This is a genomic window from Agrococcus jejuensis (assembly GCF_007679035.1).
In the GTDB taxonomy this organism is placed as follows: Bacteria; Actinomycetota; Actinomycetes; order Actinomycetales; family Microbacteriaceae; genus Agrococcus; species Agrococcus jejuensis_A.
The window spans coordinates 926,036-941,056 of sequence record NZ_VEFR01000001.1; the positions used below are offsets into that span (position 1 = coordinate 926,036).

The window sequence follows — 15,021 nt, forward strand, 5'->3', positions numbered from 1 at the left end:
GCACCGCTCGGATGCGCGCGCGTTGCGTCGTGTGACGACGCATTGCGTCGTGCGTCGGCCGGGGCTCGACAGGCGAGCGGCACCTGGATTGCATGCCTGCATGACCAGGCAGATCCGCTTCAACGCGTTCGACATGAACTGCGTCGCCCACCAGTCCTCCGGCCTGTGGCGCCACCCCGACGACCGCTCGCGGCAGTACAACACCCTCGAGTACTGGACGGACCTCGCGCGCCTGCTCGAGTCGGGCACGTTCGACGGCATCTTCATCGCCGACGTGCTCGGCACCTACGACGTGTACGGCGGCACGAACGAGGCCGCGATCCGCAACGGCGCCCAGGTGCCCGTGAACGATCCGATCCTGCTCGTGTCGGCGATGGCCGCCGTGACCGAGCACCTCGGGTTCGGCATCACCGCCGGCACCGCCTTCGAGCACCCCTACCCGTTCGCGCGTCGGCTCACGACGCTCGACCACCTCACGCGCGGCCGTGTCGGCTGGAACGTCGTCACCGGCTACCTGCCGTCGGCGGCGCGCAACATGGGCCAGGAGGACCAGCTCGCGCACGACGACCGCTACGACCACGCTGACGAGTACCTCGAGGTGCTCTACAAGCTGTGGGAGGGGTCGTGGGAGGACGACGCCGTCGTCGAGGACCGCGAGCGCGGCATCTTCACCGACCCGGCGAAGGTGCACCCCATCGCGCACGAGGGCACGCACTTCCGCGTGCCGGGGATCCACATCTCCGAGCCGTCGCCGCAGCGCACGCCCGTGATCTACCAGGCGGGCGCGTCGCCGCGCGGCATCCGGTTCGCGGCCGGCAACGCCGAGGCGATCTTCGTCGCCGCCCGCTCGAAGGAGGTGCTCGCATCGACGGTGTCGCGCATCCGCGACGCGCTCGAGGCCGAGGGACGCGACCGGTACTCGGCGAGGATCTACACGCTGCTGACGGTCATCACCGCCGCGACGCACGACGAGGCGGTGGCGAAGGAGGCCGACTACCGCTCGTACGCGTCGGAGGAGGGTGCGCTGACGTTCCTGTCGGGCTGGATGGGGGTCGACCTCGCCGCCTACGAGTCCGACCAGCCCGTCGGCGACGTCGAGTCGAACGCCATCCAGTCGACCGTGCAGCACCTGCAGGAGGAGGCGGCGCTCGGCCGCGAGTGGACGGTCGGCGACCTCGGCCGGCACGCGGCGATCGGCGGCCTCGGCCCCACGATCGTCGGCTCGGGCGAGGAGATCGCCGACGAGCTGCAGTCGTGGGTCGACGAGACCGACGTCGACGGCTTCAACCTGGCGTACGCCGTCACCCCCGGCACCTGGCAGGACGTCATCGAGCACGTCATCCCCGTCCTCCGCGCCCGAGGCGCCTACCCCGAGGCCTACGCCCCCGGCACCCTCCGCGAGAAGCTGCACGGCGCCGGCCCCCGCGTCCCGGCCACCCACCGCGCGGCCCGCTACCGCCTCGCCCCTGCCGCCACCGGCTCCTCCCCCACCTGATTGGTCACTTCTGCCGCCCGATTGGGCAGTAGTGGTTCGCGACACGCCGTGGGACGAACCACTACTGCCCAATCGATCGTCTGCGAGCCGCGCGGATGAGCGGGAGGATGCGGCGACCACCATCGAGGATGTCGGCGTGCGCGATGCGGATGATGCGCCAGCCGAGCGCGTCGAGAGCCGCGGTACGGCGGATGTCGTAGCCGAACTGCTCCGCGTCGAGACGGTGGTAGGCACCGTCGTACTCCATCCCGACGAGCAGCTCCGGGTAGGCCAGGTCGAGCGTCGCGATCGCACGCGCTCCACCGTCGCGAACCTGATGCTGCAGCACGGGCTCCGGCAATCCGGCTCGGCGGAGGAGCAGCCTGGTACGGGTCTCGCCAGGAGAGTCGGCACCCACGCGGATGAGCGGGATGGCCTTGTGCACCCTCGCGATGCCGCGCGCACCCGTGAAGTCGCGTGCGTGCTCCCGCAGGTCGCTCGGCGAGCATCGCACGTCGCGCCGTCGGCTCACGATCCAGTCGCCGACCTCGACGAGCTCGTCGAGCGAGAGCGACGACGTGCCCAGATGCACGAAGGTGTCCGGCACGCTCTCGACGCGGTGGCCGGCGACCTCGACGACCGTCGCCTTGATGCGGTGCCCGACCACGCCCTCTCGCCGCATCCGACTCGTGAAGGACGGCGAGGCCAGATGGACGGGGCCGTCGTCGAGCCGCGCCGGCAACGGCATCCCGTGGATGCGGGCGGCCGTGACGTGGGAGAAGAACTGATCGCCTCGCGCGAGCTCCTCGAGCGAGCCGAGGAACGCGGCGCGCGGATCCACGGCGTGCTGCGCGACGCCGACGCGGGCGCCGCGCGTCGGGGCGATCAGGTCGGGCGAGCGCAGGTCGCCGCGCGTGCTGCCCGCAGCGATCGCGTCCGCGACGGAGAACGGGTCAGAGGTGTGATCGAGGTCCATCGGCGGACCATCCACGTCGCATCCGACGTCAGGGACCCGTGACCTCGGCGCCTGTGGAGCGTCATCGGATGTGGAACCTGCGCGACCGCGTCACGGCGCGAACGCCGATTGGGCAGCAGTGGTTCGCAGCACGGCGTGTCGCGAACCACTACTGCCCAATCAAGCGACAGAAGTGACCAATCGGGTCAGGACTGGGACTGCTTCTTCAGGCGGGAGGCCGCACGCGCGCGCAGCGTCGCATCGAGCTCGACCTTGCGGATGCGCACCGCCGTCGGCGTCACCTCGACGCACTCGTCGTCGCGGGCGAACTCCAGCGACTCCTCGAGGGAGAGCTGGCGGGGAGGCGTGAGGCGCTCGAGCTCGTCACCGGTCGCCGACCGGATGTTGTTGAGCTTCTTCTCCTTGGTGATGTTGACGTCCATGTCGTCGGCACGCGACGACTCGCCCACGACCATGCCCTCGTAGACATCGTCGCCGGGCTGGATGAAGAACTCGCCACGGTCCTGCAGCGACATGAGCGCGAACGTGGTCGAGACGCCCGAGCGGTCGGAGACGAGCGAGCCCGAGCTGCGCACGACGATCGGCCCTGCCCAGCGCTCGTAGCCCGCCGAGATGGCGTTCGCGATGCCCGTGCCGCGCGTGATCGTGAGGAACTCGGTGCGGAAGCCGATGAGGCCACGGCTCGGCACGAGGAACTCGAGGCGCACCCAGCCGGTGCCGTGGTTCGACATCGTGATCATGCGGCCCTTGCGCGCGGCGAGCAGCTGCGTCACGGCGCCGAGGTACTCCTCGGGCACGTCGATCGTGAGGTCCTCGAAGGGCTCGTGCGTGTGGCCGTCGACCTGGCGCGTGACGACCTGCGGCTTGCCGACCGTGAGCTCGTAGCCCTCGCGGCGCATCTGCTCGACGAGGATGGCGAGGGCCAGCTCGCCGCGGCCCTGCACCTCCCACGCGTCGGGCTCGCCGATGTCGAGCACGCGCAGCGACACGTTGCCGATGAGCTCGCGGTCGAGGCGGTCCTTCACCATGCGCGAGGTGAGCTTGGAGCCCTTGACCTTGCCGACGAGCGGCGACGTGTTCGTGCCGATCGTCATCGAGATCGCGGGGTCGTCGACCGAGATGGGCGGCAGCGGACGCACGTCCTCCGGGTCGGCGAGCGTCTCGCCGATCGTGATGTCGGCGAAGCCCGCGACGGCGACGATCTCGCCGGCCGACGCCGACTCGGCGGGCACGCGGTCGAGCGCCTTCGTCACGAGCAGCTCGGTGATGCGCGCCGACTGCACGGAGCCGTCGTGACGCACCCACGCGACCGTCTGGCCCTTGCGCATCGTGCCGTTGAAGATGCGCAGCAGCGCGATGCGGCCGAGGAACGGCGATGCGTCGAGGTTCGTCACGTGCGCCTGCAGCGGCGCCTCGTCGTCGTACGTCGGCGCCGGGATGTGCTCGAGGATCGACGCGAACAGCGGCTCGAGGTCCTCGCTCTCGGGCAGGTTGCCGTTGCCGGGCGACTCGATCGACGCACGGCCGGCCTTGCCCGACGCGTACACGACGGGCACGTCGAGCACGGCGTCGAGGTCGAGGTCCGCACGGTCCTCGGCGAGGTCGGATGCGAGGCCCAGCAGCAGGTCCTGGCTGTCGGAGACGACCTCGTCGATGCGCGCATCGGGACGGTCGGTCTTGTTGACGAGCAGGATGACCGGCAGCGACGCCTCGAGCGCCTTGCGCAGCACGAAGCGCGTCTGCGGCAGCGGACCCTCGGAGGCGTCGACGAGCAGCACGACGCCGTCGACCATCGACAGGCCGCGCTCGACCTCGCCGCCGAAGTCGGCGTGGCCGGGGGTGTCGATGACGTTGATCGTCACGGGCGAGCCGTCCGACGACGGGCCCGCGTAGCGGACCGCCGTGTTCTTGGCGAGGATCGTGATGCCCTTCTCGCGCTCGAGCTCGTTCGAGTCCATGACGCGGTCGTCGACCGTGCCGTGAGCGGCGAAGGAGTTCGTCTGCTTGAGCATGGCGTCGACGAGGGTCGTCTTGCCGTGGTCGACGTGCGCCACGATGGCGACGTTGCGGATGTCTGGACGCGTGGCAGTGGCCATGCTCAGCCTCTCGGGCTCGGGATGCGGCTCGCAGGGCACCGTCGCGACGCAGGTCGCGAGCGGCACCGCCGCGCGGAAGTCGCTGCGGGACGGATGTCGGGACGGCGCGCCGACGCACGCATCCCTGCCTCGATGCTACCGCGTCGAGGCAGGGATGCAGGGCATGGCCGCGCGGGGCGTCAGCCCTTGGCGCGGATGCGGTCCTCGCGGCGGGCGCGCTGGGCGATGGGATCGGGCAGCGGCACGGCCGAGATGAGGCGCTGCGTGTAGGGGTCCTGCGGGCGACGCAGGATGTCGTCGCGCGTGCCCTGCTCGACGATGCGGCCCTTGCGCATCACCGCGATGCGGTGCGCGAGCGAGTCGACGACGGCGAGGTCGTGCGTCACGAAGAGGCAGGCGAACTGCAGCTCCTGCTGGATGCCGGTGAGCAGCTCGAGGAAGCGCGCCTGCACCGACACGTCGAGCGCCGAGGTGGGCTCGTCGGCGATGAGCAGCTCGGGTGCGAGCGCGAGCGCGCGGGCGATGCCGACGCGCTGCTTCTGGCCTCCGGAGAGCTCATGCGGGTAGCGGTTGCGGTACGAGCGGGGCAGCTCCACCGATGCGAGCAGCTCCTCCACGCGCGTGGAGAGCGCCTTGCCCTTCAGCTCGCCGGCGAGCAGCAGCGGCTCGCCGATCGACTCGCCGATGGGCATGCGGGGGTTGAGCGACGACGACGGGTCCTGGAAGACGATGCCGGTGCGGCGCCGCAGCGGGCGCAGCTCCTTCATCGTCGCGGCCGAGATGTCGACGCCGGCGGCGACGAGGCGACCCGACGTGATCGGCAGCAGGCCGATCGCGGCACGGCCGAGCGTCGTCTTGCCCGAGCCCGACTCGCCGACGAGGCCGACGATCTCGCCGGGGAAGACCTTGAGGTCGATGTCCTCGGCGGCGCGGAACGCGGGCACGCGGCCGCGCTTGGGGTACTCGATGACGACGTTGTCGAAGTGCAGCACGGGCTCGACGCCCTCGACCTCCTTCGTCGCCTCGACGACGCGGCCGGTGCGGTCCTCGTCGATGCCGAGGTACGGCACCGAGGCGAGCAGCTCCTTCGTGTACTCGTGCGTCGGGCGCTGGAAGATGTCGAGCGACGTGCCGCGATCGACGACGGCGCCGTTCTTCATGACGATCATGTGGTCGGAGAGGTCGGCGACCACGCCCATGTCGTGCGTGATGAGGATCACGGCGGAGCCGAAGTCGTCCTTCAGCTTGCGCATGAGCTCGAGGATCTCGGCCTGCACCGTCACGTCGAGCGCCGTCGTCGGCTCGTCGGCGATGAGCAGCACGGGGTCGCACGCGAGCGACTGCGCGATCATGGCGCGCTGCCGCTGGCCACCCGAGAGCTGGTGCGGGTACTTGTTGAACGCCGTCGGCGGGTCCGGGATCTCGACGGCCGTGATGAGCTCGATCGCCTTCTCCTTGGCCTGCGCCTGGTTCAGGTCGAAGTGGCTCCGCAGCGCCTCGACGATCTGGAAGCCGATCGTGTAGACGGGGTTGAGCGCCGTCATGGGCTCCTGGAAGATGACGGCGATCTCGTTGCCGCGCACCTTGCGGAGCTCCTTGGGGTCGATGCCCTGGATCTCGCGGCCGAGCAGCCGCACGGAGCCCGAGACGCGCGCGTTGTACGGCAGCAGGCCGAGCAGCGCCATCGCCGTCGTCGACTTGCCGGAGCCGGACTCGCCGACGATCGCGAGCACCTCGCCGCGGCGCACCTCGAAGGAGACGTCCTTCACAGCCGGGTAGAAGGTGCCGTCGACCCAGAAGTCGACGTTGACGTTCGACGCCTCGAGCACGACCTCGGTCGGCGTCGGTGCGGATGCGGTGGGGACGGACTGGGTCACAGCCGTGCTCCTTCCATGCCTGGCAGGCGGGTCGTCGCGACTCTGGGAGACTCGACGGCATGGCCTACTCGAGAGCGGTGTTCCGCTCGGTGTTCGGACGTGTGATGACGGTCGTGATGGCCGTGCTCATGGCAGCGGCGGTCGGCGCGATCGTCGCGACCAACGACCTGTGGGGCATCGTGTGCCTCGTCTGGACGCCCATCCTCGCGGCGGTCCTGACGTGGGCGATCATGTGGCGTCCGCACGTGGTCGTCGACCACGGCGGCGTGGATGTCGTGAACCTGGTGTCCACGTGGCATGTGCCGTGGGGCGCCATCCAGCGCATCGACACGAAGTGGGCGCTCGAGCTCACGACCGAGCAGGGCCGCGTCACGGCCTTCGCCGCGCCCGCCCCGAGCCGCTACGGCGTCGCCAAGGTCACGCGCGACGACATCCGACTCGCGCGCGAGTCGTCGCTCGTCGGCGAGTCGATCCGCCCCGGCGACTCCGTGGAGTCGATCTCCGGCGCGGCCGCGCACGTGACGCGCACCCACTGGGAGGAGCTGCGCGACGCGGGCGAGCTCGCCGAGGGCGAGCGGGCGACGCGCACGTGGCATCCGCGCATCATCGCCGCGCTCGCCGGTCTCGGCGTGCTCGCGCTCGTCGGTCAGCTGGTCCACTGATCCGCTCCTAGCGACCCGTCGCGGGGTCGTCGCCGCGCACGATCGGCGGCTCGCCGTCGTCGCCGCCAGCCTCGGCAGGCGTCTCGTCGACGACCGACTCCGCGACCGAGGCGTGCGCCGGGTCGTCGGACTCGTGACCGCGCAGCACCGCGGCGTCGGCCGCGACCTTCGCGCGACGACGCATCGCCCGCTCGGAGGGCATGCGCTTCTGACGCGGGTCGAACGCGTCGCGCAGGCCGTCGCCGATGAAGTTGATGCACAGGGCGATGATGATGATGAACAGGCCGGGCCACCAGAACAGCCAGGGGCGCGTCTGGAACGCGGTCTGGTTGTCGGAGATGACGAGGCCGAGCGACGTGTCGGGTGCGCGCACGCCGTAGCCGAGGTACGACAGGGCGGTCTCGGCGAGGATGGCGCCGGCCATGAGCAGCGTCGTGTTGACGATGATCACGCCGATGGCGTTCGGCAGGATGTGCTTGAAGATGATCCGGCCGTTCGAGGCGCCGGCGACGCGCGCGGCGTCGACGAACTCCCGCTCGCGCAGCGTCAGGAACTCGCCACGCACGAGCCTCGCGAGACCCGTCCACGAGAACAGTCCGAGCACGAGGCCGAGGATCGCGGCGCCCAGGTTGCCGAACGTGGCACCGATGACCGCGCCCGCGATGATGAACGGGATCGTGATGATCACGTCGGTGAACCGCATGATGAGCGAGTCCACCCAGCCGCGGAAGAAGCCGGACAGCGAGCCGAGCACGATGCCGATCGTGGCGCCGATGATGCCGACGATCACCATGATCATGAGCGACTGCTGCGTGCCGCGCATGACGACCGCGAAGATGTCGTGGCCGACGGTGTCCTGACCGAAGGGGTGCTGCGCGGACGGACGACCGCCGTCGACGACGGGCGGGATGTCGTTCCAGCTGTACTGCCACCAGCCGGGGATGCGGATGCCCCACAGCGAGATGCCGACGGACGTGAAGGCGAGCACGATGATGAGCGCGAGCACGACCATGGCCGCGACGGCGCCGAAGTGGCGGAAGAACCGCTTGCGGACGATCTGCCCCTGGCTGAGGCCCTCGACCTCCTTCAGCTCGAGGTTCGACTCGGCGTCGGTGGCGTGGGGCTCGTTGGGCTGGGTCTGGAGTGTCATGGCTCAGCTCACCCGGATCCGGGGGTCGAGGGCCGCGTAGGCCAGGTCGGCGATGAGGTTGAAGAGGAGCGCGAGCGCACCCGTGACGATGAAGAACGCCATCACGGGGTTCGGATCCGTCCTGTCCAACCCTGTCTGGAAGAGGGTGCCCATGCCGTTCCATCCGAAGACGCGCTCGGTGATGACGGCGCCGCCGATGAGGCCGGCGATGTCGAACGCGATGATCGTCGCGATGGGGATGAGCGCGTTGCGGAAGGCGTGGCGCACGACGACGGTGCGCTCGGTGAGGCCCTTGGCGCGCGCCGTGCGGATGTAGTCCTGGTTCAGCACCTCGAGCAGCGACGCGCGCGTGTAGCGCGTGAAGCCGGCGAACGAGATGAGCAGGAGCGCGATCGACGGCAGCAGCAGGTGCGTGAGCGTGTCGAGGCTGAGCACCCAGAACGAGCCGTCGAGGTTCGGGGTCGTGGCGCCGATCGTCGCGATCGGGCGTCCGCGGATGCGGCCCGACTCGGAGTACGGCATCCAGACCTGCTGGATGCGGTCGACGATGATGACGAATCCCGAGAGGAACGCGACCCAGCCACCGATCTTCATCGCCTGCGAGCGCTGCTCGCCGCCGAAGAGCCATCCGATGCCGACGCCGACGAGCACCGTGACGACCGCGAGGAGCAGCAGGAACGGGATCGACATGACGAAGGCCGACGGGTTGAGCAGCGTGTACTGCAGCGGGACGTAGAGCACGATGCCCAGCAGGGCCACCGCGAGGCCGATGATGAGCGGCCGCTTGCGCTTGAAGCCCGACAGGATCGCGGTGACGCCGACGGCCGCGGCGATCATGAACGCGCCGACGATCACGATCGACAGGTCGGCCCCGCCGATGCGGAAGCGCGGGTCGAGGAACCAGCCGGTGCTGCTCATGTACACGAGCACGCCGGCGGTCGCGACGCCCGAGATGGCGAAGGTCGCCGCCTTGCGCTTGAGGTCGCCGCCGATGAGCGAGGCCCAGATCAGTCCGGTGATCACCGTGAACACCACGATGAACACGGGCGAGACCGTGCCGCCGTCCTGCAGGAAGTCGTTCAGGCCGATGGCGCCGAACTCCTTGAGCAGCACCGCGACCCAGAAGATCGGGAGCGAGAAGAACAGGAACGACACGAACGTGATGCCGTAGTCGTACGCGCTGTACTGACGCAGGGCGGTCGTGATGCCGATCACGATGCCGAGGATGATCGCGACGACGTTCGAGATGGTCACGAGCTGGATGGTCTGCCCCATCGCAGCCTCGAGCAGCACGACGACGGGCTGCTGCTGGATCGTGAATCCGAAGTCGCACTGGCCGATGAAGCATCCACCGATGCCGCTGAGCCAGATGAAGTATCGAAGGGGCGGCGGGACGTCGAGATGCAGGAGGCGGATGCGCGCCTCGATGAGCTGCTGGACGTTCGGCGCCTGGCTGCCTCGCAGGTCCTCGAGGGGGTCTCCCGAGAGGGCGACCATGTTGTACACGAGGAACGTTGCAGCGAGCAGGATGAGGATCGCTGCGATGAGGCGCCGGATGATGAAGGTCGCCATGAAGGCCTCTCTGTTGGAGAGATTTCGGGTAGTTCACGCGAGAAGGCGCCGGGCTGCGGGATAGCAGCCCGGCGCCTCCCCTGTAGGCGTCAGACCCTAGCAGGGCCGTTCGCCGGTGGTGTTACGTGGGTCAGGACTCCGTGACGTTCGTCTCGGTCGGCTCCCAGTCCCAGATGTTCCAGAAGATCGTCGGGGCGAGCGGCGACGGGTCGAGACCCGTGATGCGGTCGCTCCAGGCCGAGACTGCCGGGAACTGGAAGATGGTGATGCCGAACGCGTCCTCGATGAGGATGCGGTCGATCTCCTGCTGCAGGCGGAGCTGCTCGGCGGGGTCCGCCTCGCCGTTCAGCTGCGTGATGACCTCGTCCATCTCGGGGTTCGAGTAGAACGACATGTTGTTGATGCCATCGGTGGAGAAGTTCGGGCCTGCTGCGGCGACGCCGAGCGACGTCGACTGCCAGCCGAAGAGCGACGCGTCGTACGCGCCGGGCGTACCGAGGAGGCCGCCCCACTCCGGGCTCGAGCAGTCGGTCAGGTTCCAGCCGGCGAGCGCAGCGGACTGCTGCATGAGCTGGAACTCCTGCACGCGGCGGGGGTTCGTCGATGCGAACAGGAGGCAGACCTCCGTGCCCTCGGCGAGACCGGCCTGCTCGCGCAGCGCGATCGCCTGCTCGATGTCGACCTCCGCGTAGGCGTCGACGCCCGATGCTGCGACCGAGTCGTCGTAGCCCTCTGCGCCCGGCAGGAAGACCGCGGAGTCACGCGTGGTGGCCTCGGGGTTCAGCGGGACGATGAGGGTGTCGACGATCTCCTGACGCGGGATCGTGTGCAGGAACGACTGACGCGCCTCGAGGGTCGAGAAGACGCCCGGGTTGCGGCTCTGGTCGAACTGCAGGTCGACGTGCTCGTAGGTCGCGTCATCGCCGTACTGCACGGTGATGCCGTCGAGCGAGTCGAGCTGCTGGCGCACGTCGGCCGTGGCCTGCGGTGCGATGACGTCGACGTCGCCGTTCTGGAGCGCCTGCACGGCGGCGAGCGGGTCGGTGATGAAGCGCACCGTGACCTGCTCGACCTGCGGCTGGTGGTCGCCCACGTAGTTCTCGTTGGCCGAGAGCGTGATGTAGTCGTTCAGCACGAAGTCCGTGATCTGGTACGGGCCGCTCGAGACGAGGATCGACTCGTCCTCGGGCATCTCCGTGAAGTTGAAGCCGTTGTTCCAGAAGGCGGAGATCGCCGAGAGCGCCTCGGTGTCGCCGTCCTGGATCGCCGTCACGACGGCGTCCTTGGCCTCCTGCGGGTCCTCGATGCCGAGTGCCTGCTGGCCGATGACGTGCGCGGGCAGGCCGGCCTGGAAGGCGAGCTCCCAGTCGACGTAGAACGAGGAGTAGTTCAGCTGCACGCCGCGGCCGTCCTCGTTGACCTCGGGGACCTCCTGGACGAGGCCGAGACCCTCGGTCGGCGAGGCGCCGGAGTCGAAGAAGACCGTGTTCTCGGGGAACTCGGTGGTGAACTCGCCGGTCTCGGGGTCCTGGAACTCCGCGGCGTCGAAGTCCTCGGTGTTGTAGAAGCCCGACAGCGCGGCCCAGTTGAGCAGCATGTCGGCCGAGTCGACGGCGACGCCGTCGGACCACTGCACGCCCTCGTTGATCGTGTACTGCACCTGGAGCGGGTCGTCGGACAGCAGCTCGTACGTGCCGAAGGACTCGTCCTGCTGCAGCTCGGGGGTCGAGTCGTAGAAGTTGAACCCCCCGTACGTCATGTAGTTGATGTTGTTGTTGGCGGTGGCGTTGCCGAACGACGTGTTGCCGTTCGCCGAGTAGAACGGCTGGTTCCACGCCACGGTGATCGACGAGCCCTCGACGATCTCCTCGCCCGAACCCCCGGGAGTGGGGGTGCAGGCGGAGAGCGCCAGTGCGCCGACGGCCAGTGCGGCACCGCCCACTGCGAATCGGTTGATTCTCACTGTTCCTCCTGTGCAGGGTGGGCGCACGACCGGGGCCGTGCGTCCATGAATGCCCCAAGCGTAGGGATGGGTGACTGACCGCTGCGTCACAGTCGCGCGATCGTTACCAAGGCGTATCCGAACGGGTGCAGCCTTTCCAGCGACTATGCACGATCGTTGCGAAGCACGCAGTCTTCACGCGCGTTTCTCGCATTCGCGATGCTTGGATGCATCAGGGTGCGCGCGTAGGGACGCGCCTAGACTGGCCATCGTGACCCCGGCCCTGCTCGTGTTCGATGGCGACTGCGGCTTCTGCACGACCGCGGTGGACCGCCTGCGGGCCGTGCTCCCCCGCTTCCCCGAGGCGCAGCCCTGGCAGCGGCTCGACCTCGCGTCGCTCGACCTCACGATCGACGACGTCACGACGTACGCGTGGCTCATCGACCGCGCATCCGGCCGTCGGTGGCATGGCGCGCAGACGTTCGCGGCGCTGCTGCTCGGGCAGCGCGGCGTGCTCCCCCGGCTCGCGGGCGCCGCGCTGGCAGCGCCGGGCGTGCGCGTGCTCGCGGGCCTCGGCTACGACTGGGTCGCGACGCACCGGCACCGGCTGCCGGGAGGCACCCCCGCGTGCGCCCTCCCCGCACCCGGCGCGATCGGGGATGACGCGTGACCACGACGGCCGCGCGCACGTGGTTCCCCGCCGTCGACCCGCTCGTCGGCTCGCGTCGCTCGCGCTGGGTCGAGATCGGTTGCGTGCTGCTCGTGTCGCTCGGCGCGAGCGCCATCTACGCCATCATCCAGATCGCCGACCTCGCGACGAGGCCCGATCCGATCGGCGAGCAGGTCGTCGCGCTCAACCCCTCGCGCAGCGATCGTGCGTGGCTCGACCTGGCGTACCAGCTCACTGGCCACCTGCTCGACCTCGTGCCGGTCGTGCTCGTGTGCTGGCTGCTGTGGCGTGCGCGTCGCCCGCACCTCGCGCGTCTCGGCATCACGTTCGACCGCCCGGGCCGCGACCTCGGCTGGGCCGCGGTGCTGCTGCTCGTCGTGGGCATCCCGGGCCTGGCGATCTTCGCAGCCGGGCGCGCGCTCGGCGTCACGGCCGCCCTCGCGCCGAGCCCCCTCGACGCGCAGTGGTTCACGGTGCCGATCCTGCTGATCGCCGCGTTCCGCGCCGGCGTGACGGAGGAGGTCATCGTGATCGGCTATCTCTTCGAGCGGCTGCGGAGCCTCGGATGGGGCAGGTACCAGATCATCGTCGGCGCCGCCGTGCTGCGCGCGACCTACCACCTGTACCAGGGCGTGGGCGGGTTCTTCTCGAACCTGCTGCTCGGCCTGCTGTTCGGATGGCTCTACACGCGCTTCGGCCGCCTGCTGCCGCTCGTGATCGCGCACATCCTCATCGACGTCGTCGCGTTCGTCGGCTACCCGCTCGCCGCTGGGGCGTGGCCGGCGCTCTTCGGGCTCGACTGAGCCGACCTACTCCTCCGGCAGCGCCCAGGCCGGCAGCTGCCACGTGAGGCGCGCGTCGGGCCCGTTGCGCGGCTGCACGCCATCGATGCCGGGGGCGACGACGTCGGCGACGACCACGGTCGACAGCGGCAGCACGACGCCCTGCGCGACGATCGACGTCTCGGCGATCACGAGCTGGTCGCGGACGTCGTTCGCCTCCACCGCAGCGCCGGAGGCCGCGATGGCCTCGTCGCGCGCCGCATCGCCGATGCCCGTGAGGTTCGCCGCGCCACCCGTGCCCCATTGCGCAGCGGCCTCGGCGGCGCTCGTCGGCAGCGCGACCTGGGTGATGACGGCATCCCAGCCGCCCTCCGCGATCCGCGCGTCGAGATCGTCGGTGCCGCAGTCGGTCACGGCCCAGCCGGACTCGGCGACGCCCGTCGCGAGCGCCTGGAACGCGCGCACCGCGTACGGCTCGCCCCGGTCGTAGACGACGCACACCGCCGTGCCCGCCGCGACGCCCGCCTGCTCACGCTCGACCGCCGCGAGCTCCGCGTCGGGCGAGCCCCACAGCGCGTTGAAGCCGGCGTCCTGCAGCGAGATCGCGTACCCGTCGCTGCTCGTCGGGAAGAGCACCGAGTCGGTCGACGACATCTCGGCGCTCCACGCGCCCGTCGCGGCCGCCACGACGTCGGAGCGCGGGATCGCGTGCAGCAGCGACTGCCGTGCCAGCGTCGACTGCAGCACGCCCCGATCGCCGCGGAACTGCATCGTCCAGATGCTGCCGGTCTGCGTCGCCGTCATGACGAAGTCGTCGCGCGTGAGGTCGCGGACGACCTCCCAGTTCTCCTCCGTCGGCACGACCTCGACGACCTCCACGTCGGAGCCGACAGCCGTGAGCAGGCGATCGGCGGGCAGCGCCGCGAGCTCGACGGTCTCGATCGTCGGCGTCGCGCCCGAGTAGCGCCGGTTGACGACGAGCGTCACCCCGCCCTCGTCGGCGGCGTCGACGACGTACGGGCCGCTCGACACCAGCAGCGACGCATCCGTCGATCCCGACACCGCGAAGCCCGTGCTCCACGCATCGGCGATCGCGGCGAGGCGCTCGGGGTCGCCGATGCGGATGGCCTCGAGCACCGCCTGCTTCGCCTCCATGGGGTCCTCGATGCCGAGCGCGAGGCGTCCGACGACGTGCGCGGGCACCGCGACGTCGAGCATGGTCTGCCAGTCGGCGACGGATGCCGACAGCGGCACCTCGATCGCCCGAGCGAACTCGTCGACGCTGGGCAGGCCGTCGGCGAGCGCGAGGCCGCCGGGGTCGGCGACGTCGAACCATGCGACGCCGTCGGGCACGGCGAGCTCGCCCGCGTCGTCGAGGGCCGCGTCGGCGTCGAAGCCCTCGGGCGCGAGCGCGTTCGAGCCGGCCGCCCACGCGAGCAGCAGGTCGGCGGCATCGAGCGGCACGGAGTCCGACCACATGACGTCGTCGGCCAGGTCGTAGCGCACGGTGAACGGCTCGTCGTCGACGATCTCGACCTCGCCGAGGTCGCGGTTCGGCGCGAGCGTGCCGTCGTTCCCGATCGAGGCGAACTGCGACCGCGTCGCGGCGGCGACGTCGAGGTTCGCCGCGGTCGCGCCCTCGCGCGATGCCGCGTTGACGCTCGTGAGCTCGCCCTGCCAGCCGATGGAGATCTCGGAGCCTGCGATCACCGACGGCGGCAGCGACGCGCCGCATCCCGTGAGCAGCAGGGACGCCGCCACGACGGCGACGAGCGGGCGCGCACGGCGCATGGCCACCTCCGGATCGTCCGATGGCACCT

11 protein-coding genes are annotated in these 15,021 nt (G+C 70.1%); 4 read left to right on the top strand and 7 right to left on the bottom strand.

What is annotated here, in order from left to right:
* Nucleotides 1-100: 100 nt before the first annotated feature.
* A complete protein-coding gene (locus tag FS793_RS04450) occupies nucleotides 101-1,495 on the top strand; it encodes an LLM class flavin-dependent oxidoreductase (protein ID WP_144718962.1) in 1,395 nt (464 codons plus the stop codon).
* A 61-nt stretch (nucleotides 1,496-1,556) separates the two neighbouring features.
* Here the strand turns inward: FS793_RS04450 and FS793_RS04455 are convergent, their stop codons facing one another.
* The 3 genes from FS793_RS04455 to FS793_RS04465 form a co-directional block, all read right to left on the bottom strand.
* Nucleotides 1,557-2,450 carry an endonuclease domain-containing protein gene (locus tag FS793_RS04455; protein ID WP_144718964.1) on the bottom strand — a complete coding sequence of 298 codons (894 nt, stop codon included), beginning with the start codon at nucleotides 2,448-2,450 and terminating at the stop codon, nucleotides 1,557-1,559.
* Nucleotides 2,451-2,635: 185 nt separating this feature from the next.
* Nucleotides 2,636-4,546, bottom strand: a complete 1,911-nt coding sequence (gene typA, locus FS793_RS04460) for a translational GTPase TypA (protein WP_144718966.1) — start codon at nucleotides 4,544-4,546, stop codon at nucleotides 2,636-2,638.
* A gap of 179 nt (nucleotides 4,547-4,725) precedes the next feature.
* Complete coding sequence (locus tag FS793_RS04465; protein ID WP_260980014.1) at nucleotides 4,726-6,423, bottom strand: ABC transporter ATP-binding protein; 1,698 nt, start codon at nucleotides 6,421-6,423, stop codon at nucleotides 4,726-4,728.
* A gap of 59 nt (nucleotides 6,424-6,482) precedes the next feature.
* On the opposite strand from FS793_RS04465, the gene FS793_RS04470 reads away from it, so the two are divergent.
* Nucleotides 6,483-7,085, top strand: coding sequence for a PH domain-containing protein (locus tag FS793_RS04470; RefSeq protein ID WP_186329317.1), 603 nt, complete (start codon nucleotides 6,483-6,485; stop codon nucleotides 7,083-7,085).
* Nucleotides 7,086-7,092: 7 nt separating this feature from the next.
* Here FS793_RS04470 and FS793_RS04475 read toward each other — a convergent pair whose 3' ends face one another.
* The 3 genes from FS793_RS04475 to FS793_RS04485 all read right to left on the bottom strand — a co-directional run bounded on the left by FS793_RS04475 (nucleotide 7,093) and on the right by FS793_RS04485 (nucleotide 11,770).
* The gene (locus FS793_RS04475; protein ID WP_186329318.1) at nucleotides 7,093-8,235 is read right to left on the bottom strand and encodes an ABC transporter permease; all 1,143 of its coding nucleotides are present in this window, start codon (nucleotides 8,233-8,235) and stop codon (nucleotides 7,093-7,095) included.
* A gap of 3 nt (nucleotides 8,236-8,238) precedes the next feature.
* Nucleotides 8,239-9,807: an ABC transporter permease gene (locus FS793_RS04480; RefSeq protein WP_144718970.1), complete on the bottom strand. Its 1,569-nt coding sequence runs from the start codon at nucleotides 9,805-9,807 to the stop codon at nucleotides 8,239-8,241.
* Between the two features lie 130 nt (nucleotides 9,808-9,937).
* Nucleotides 9,938-11,770 carry an ABC transporter family substrate-binding protein gene (locus FS793_RS04485; RefSeq protein ID WP_260980015.1) on the bottom strand — a complete coding sequence of 611 codons (1,833 nt, stop codon included), beginning with the start codon at nucleotides 11,768-11,770 and terminating at the stop codon, nucleotides 9,938-9,940.
* 250 nt (nucleotides 11,771-12,020) lie between these two features.
* On the opposite strand from FS793_RS04485, the gene FS793_RS04490 reads away from it, so the two are divergent.
* The gene (locus FS793_RS04490; RefSeq protein WP_222123690.1) at nucleotides 12,021-12,419 is read left to right on the top strand and encodes a thiol-disulfide oxidoreductase DCC family protein; all 399 of its coding nucleotides are present in this window, start codon (nucleotides 12,021-12,023) and stop codon (nucleotides 12,417-12,419) included.
* On the top strand, nucleotides 12,416-13,222 hold the full coding sequence (locus FS793_RS04495; protein WP_144718972.1) for a CPBP family intramembrane glutamic endopeptidase: 807 nt from the start codon (nucleotides 12,416-12,418) through the stop codon (nucleotides 13,220-13,222). Before FS793_RS04490 ends, FS793_RS04495 begins: the two co-directional genes overlap by 4 nt.
* A gap of 6 nt (nucleotides 13,223-13,228) precedes the next feature.
* Here the strand turns inward: FS793_RS04495 and FS793_RS04500 are convergent, their stop codons facing one another.
* Entirely contained in the window at nucleotides 13,229-14,992 is a 1,764-nt protein-coding gene (locus FS793_RS04500; RefSeq protein ID WP_186329319.1) for an ABC transporter substrate-binding protein, read from the bottom strand.
* Between the last annotated feature and the right edge of the window lie 29 nt (nucleotides 14,993-15,021).

What these genes read in the sequence shown, in the direction of transcription:
- FS793_RS04455 (WP_144718964.1), bottom strand. Translation starts at nt 2,450, where the DNA reads ATGGACCTCGATCACACCTCTGACCCGTTCTCCGTCGCGGACGCGATC.
- FS793_RS04475 (WP_186329318.1), bottom strand. Translation starts at nt 8,235, where the DNA reads ATGACACTCCAGACCCAGCCCAACGAGCCCCACGCCACCGACGCCGAG.
- FS793_RS04500 (WP_186329319.1), bottom strand. Translation starts at nt 14,992, where the DNA reads ATGCGCCGTGCGCGCCCGCTCGTCGCCGTCGTGGCGGCGTCCCTGCTG.
- FS793_RS04470 (WP_186329317.1), top strand. Translation starts at nt 6,483, where the DNA reads ATGGCCTACTCGAGAGCGGTGTTCCGCTCGGTGTTCGGACGTGTGATG.
- typA (WP_144718966.1), bottom strand. Translation starts at nt 4,546, where the DNA reads ATGGCCACTGCCACGCGTCCAGACATCCGCAACGTCGCCATCGTGGCG.
- FS793_RS04480 (WP_144718970.1), bottom strand. Translation starts at nt 9,807, where the DNA reads ATGGCGACCTTCATCATCCGGCGCCTCATCGCAGCGATCCTCATCCTG.
- FS793_RS04450 (WP_144718962.1), top strand. Translation starts at nt 101, where the DNA reads ATGACCAGGCAGATCCGCTTCAACGCGTTCGACATGAACTGCGTCGCC.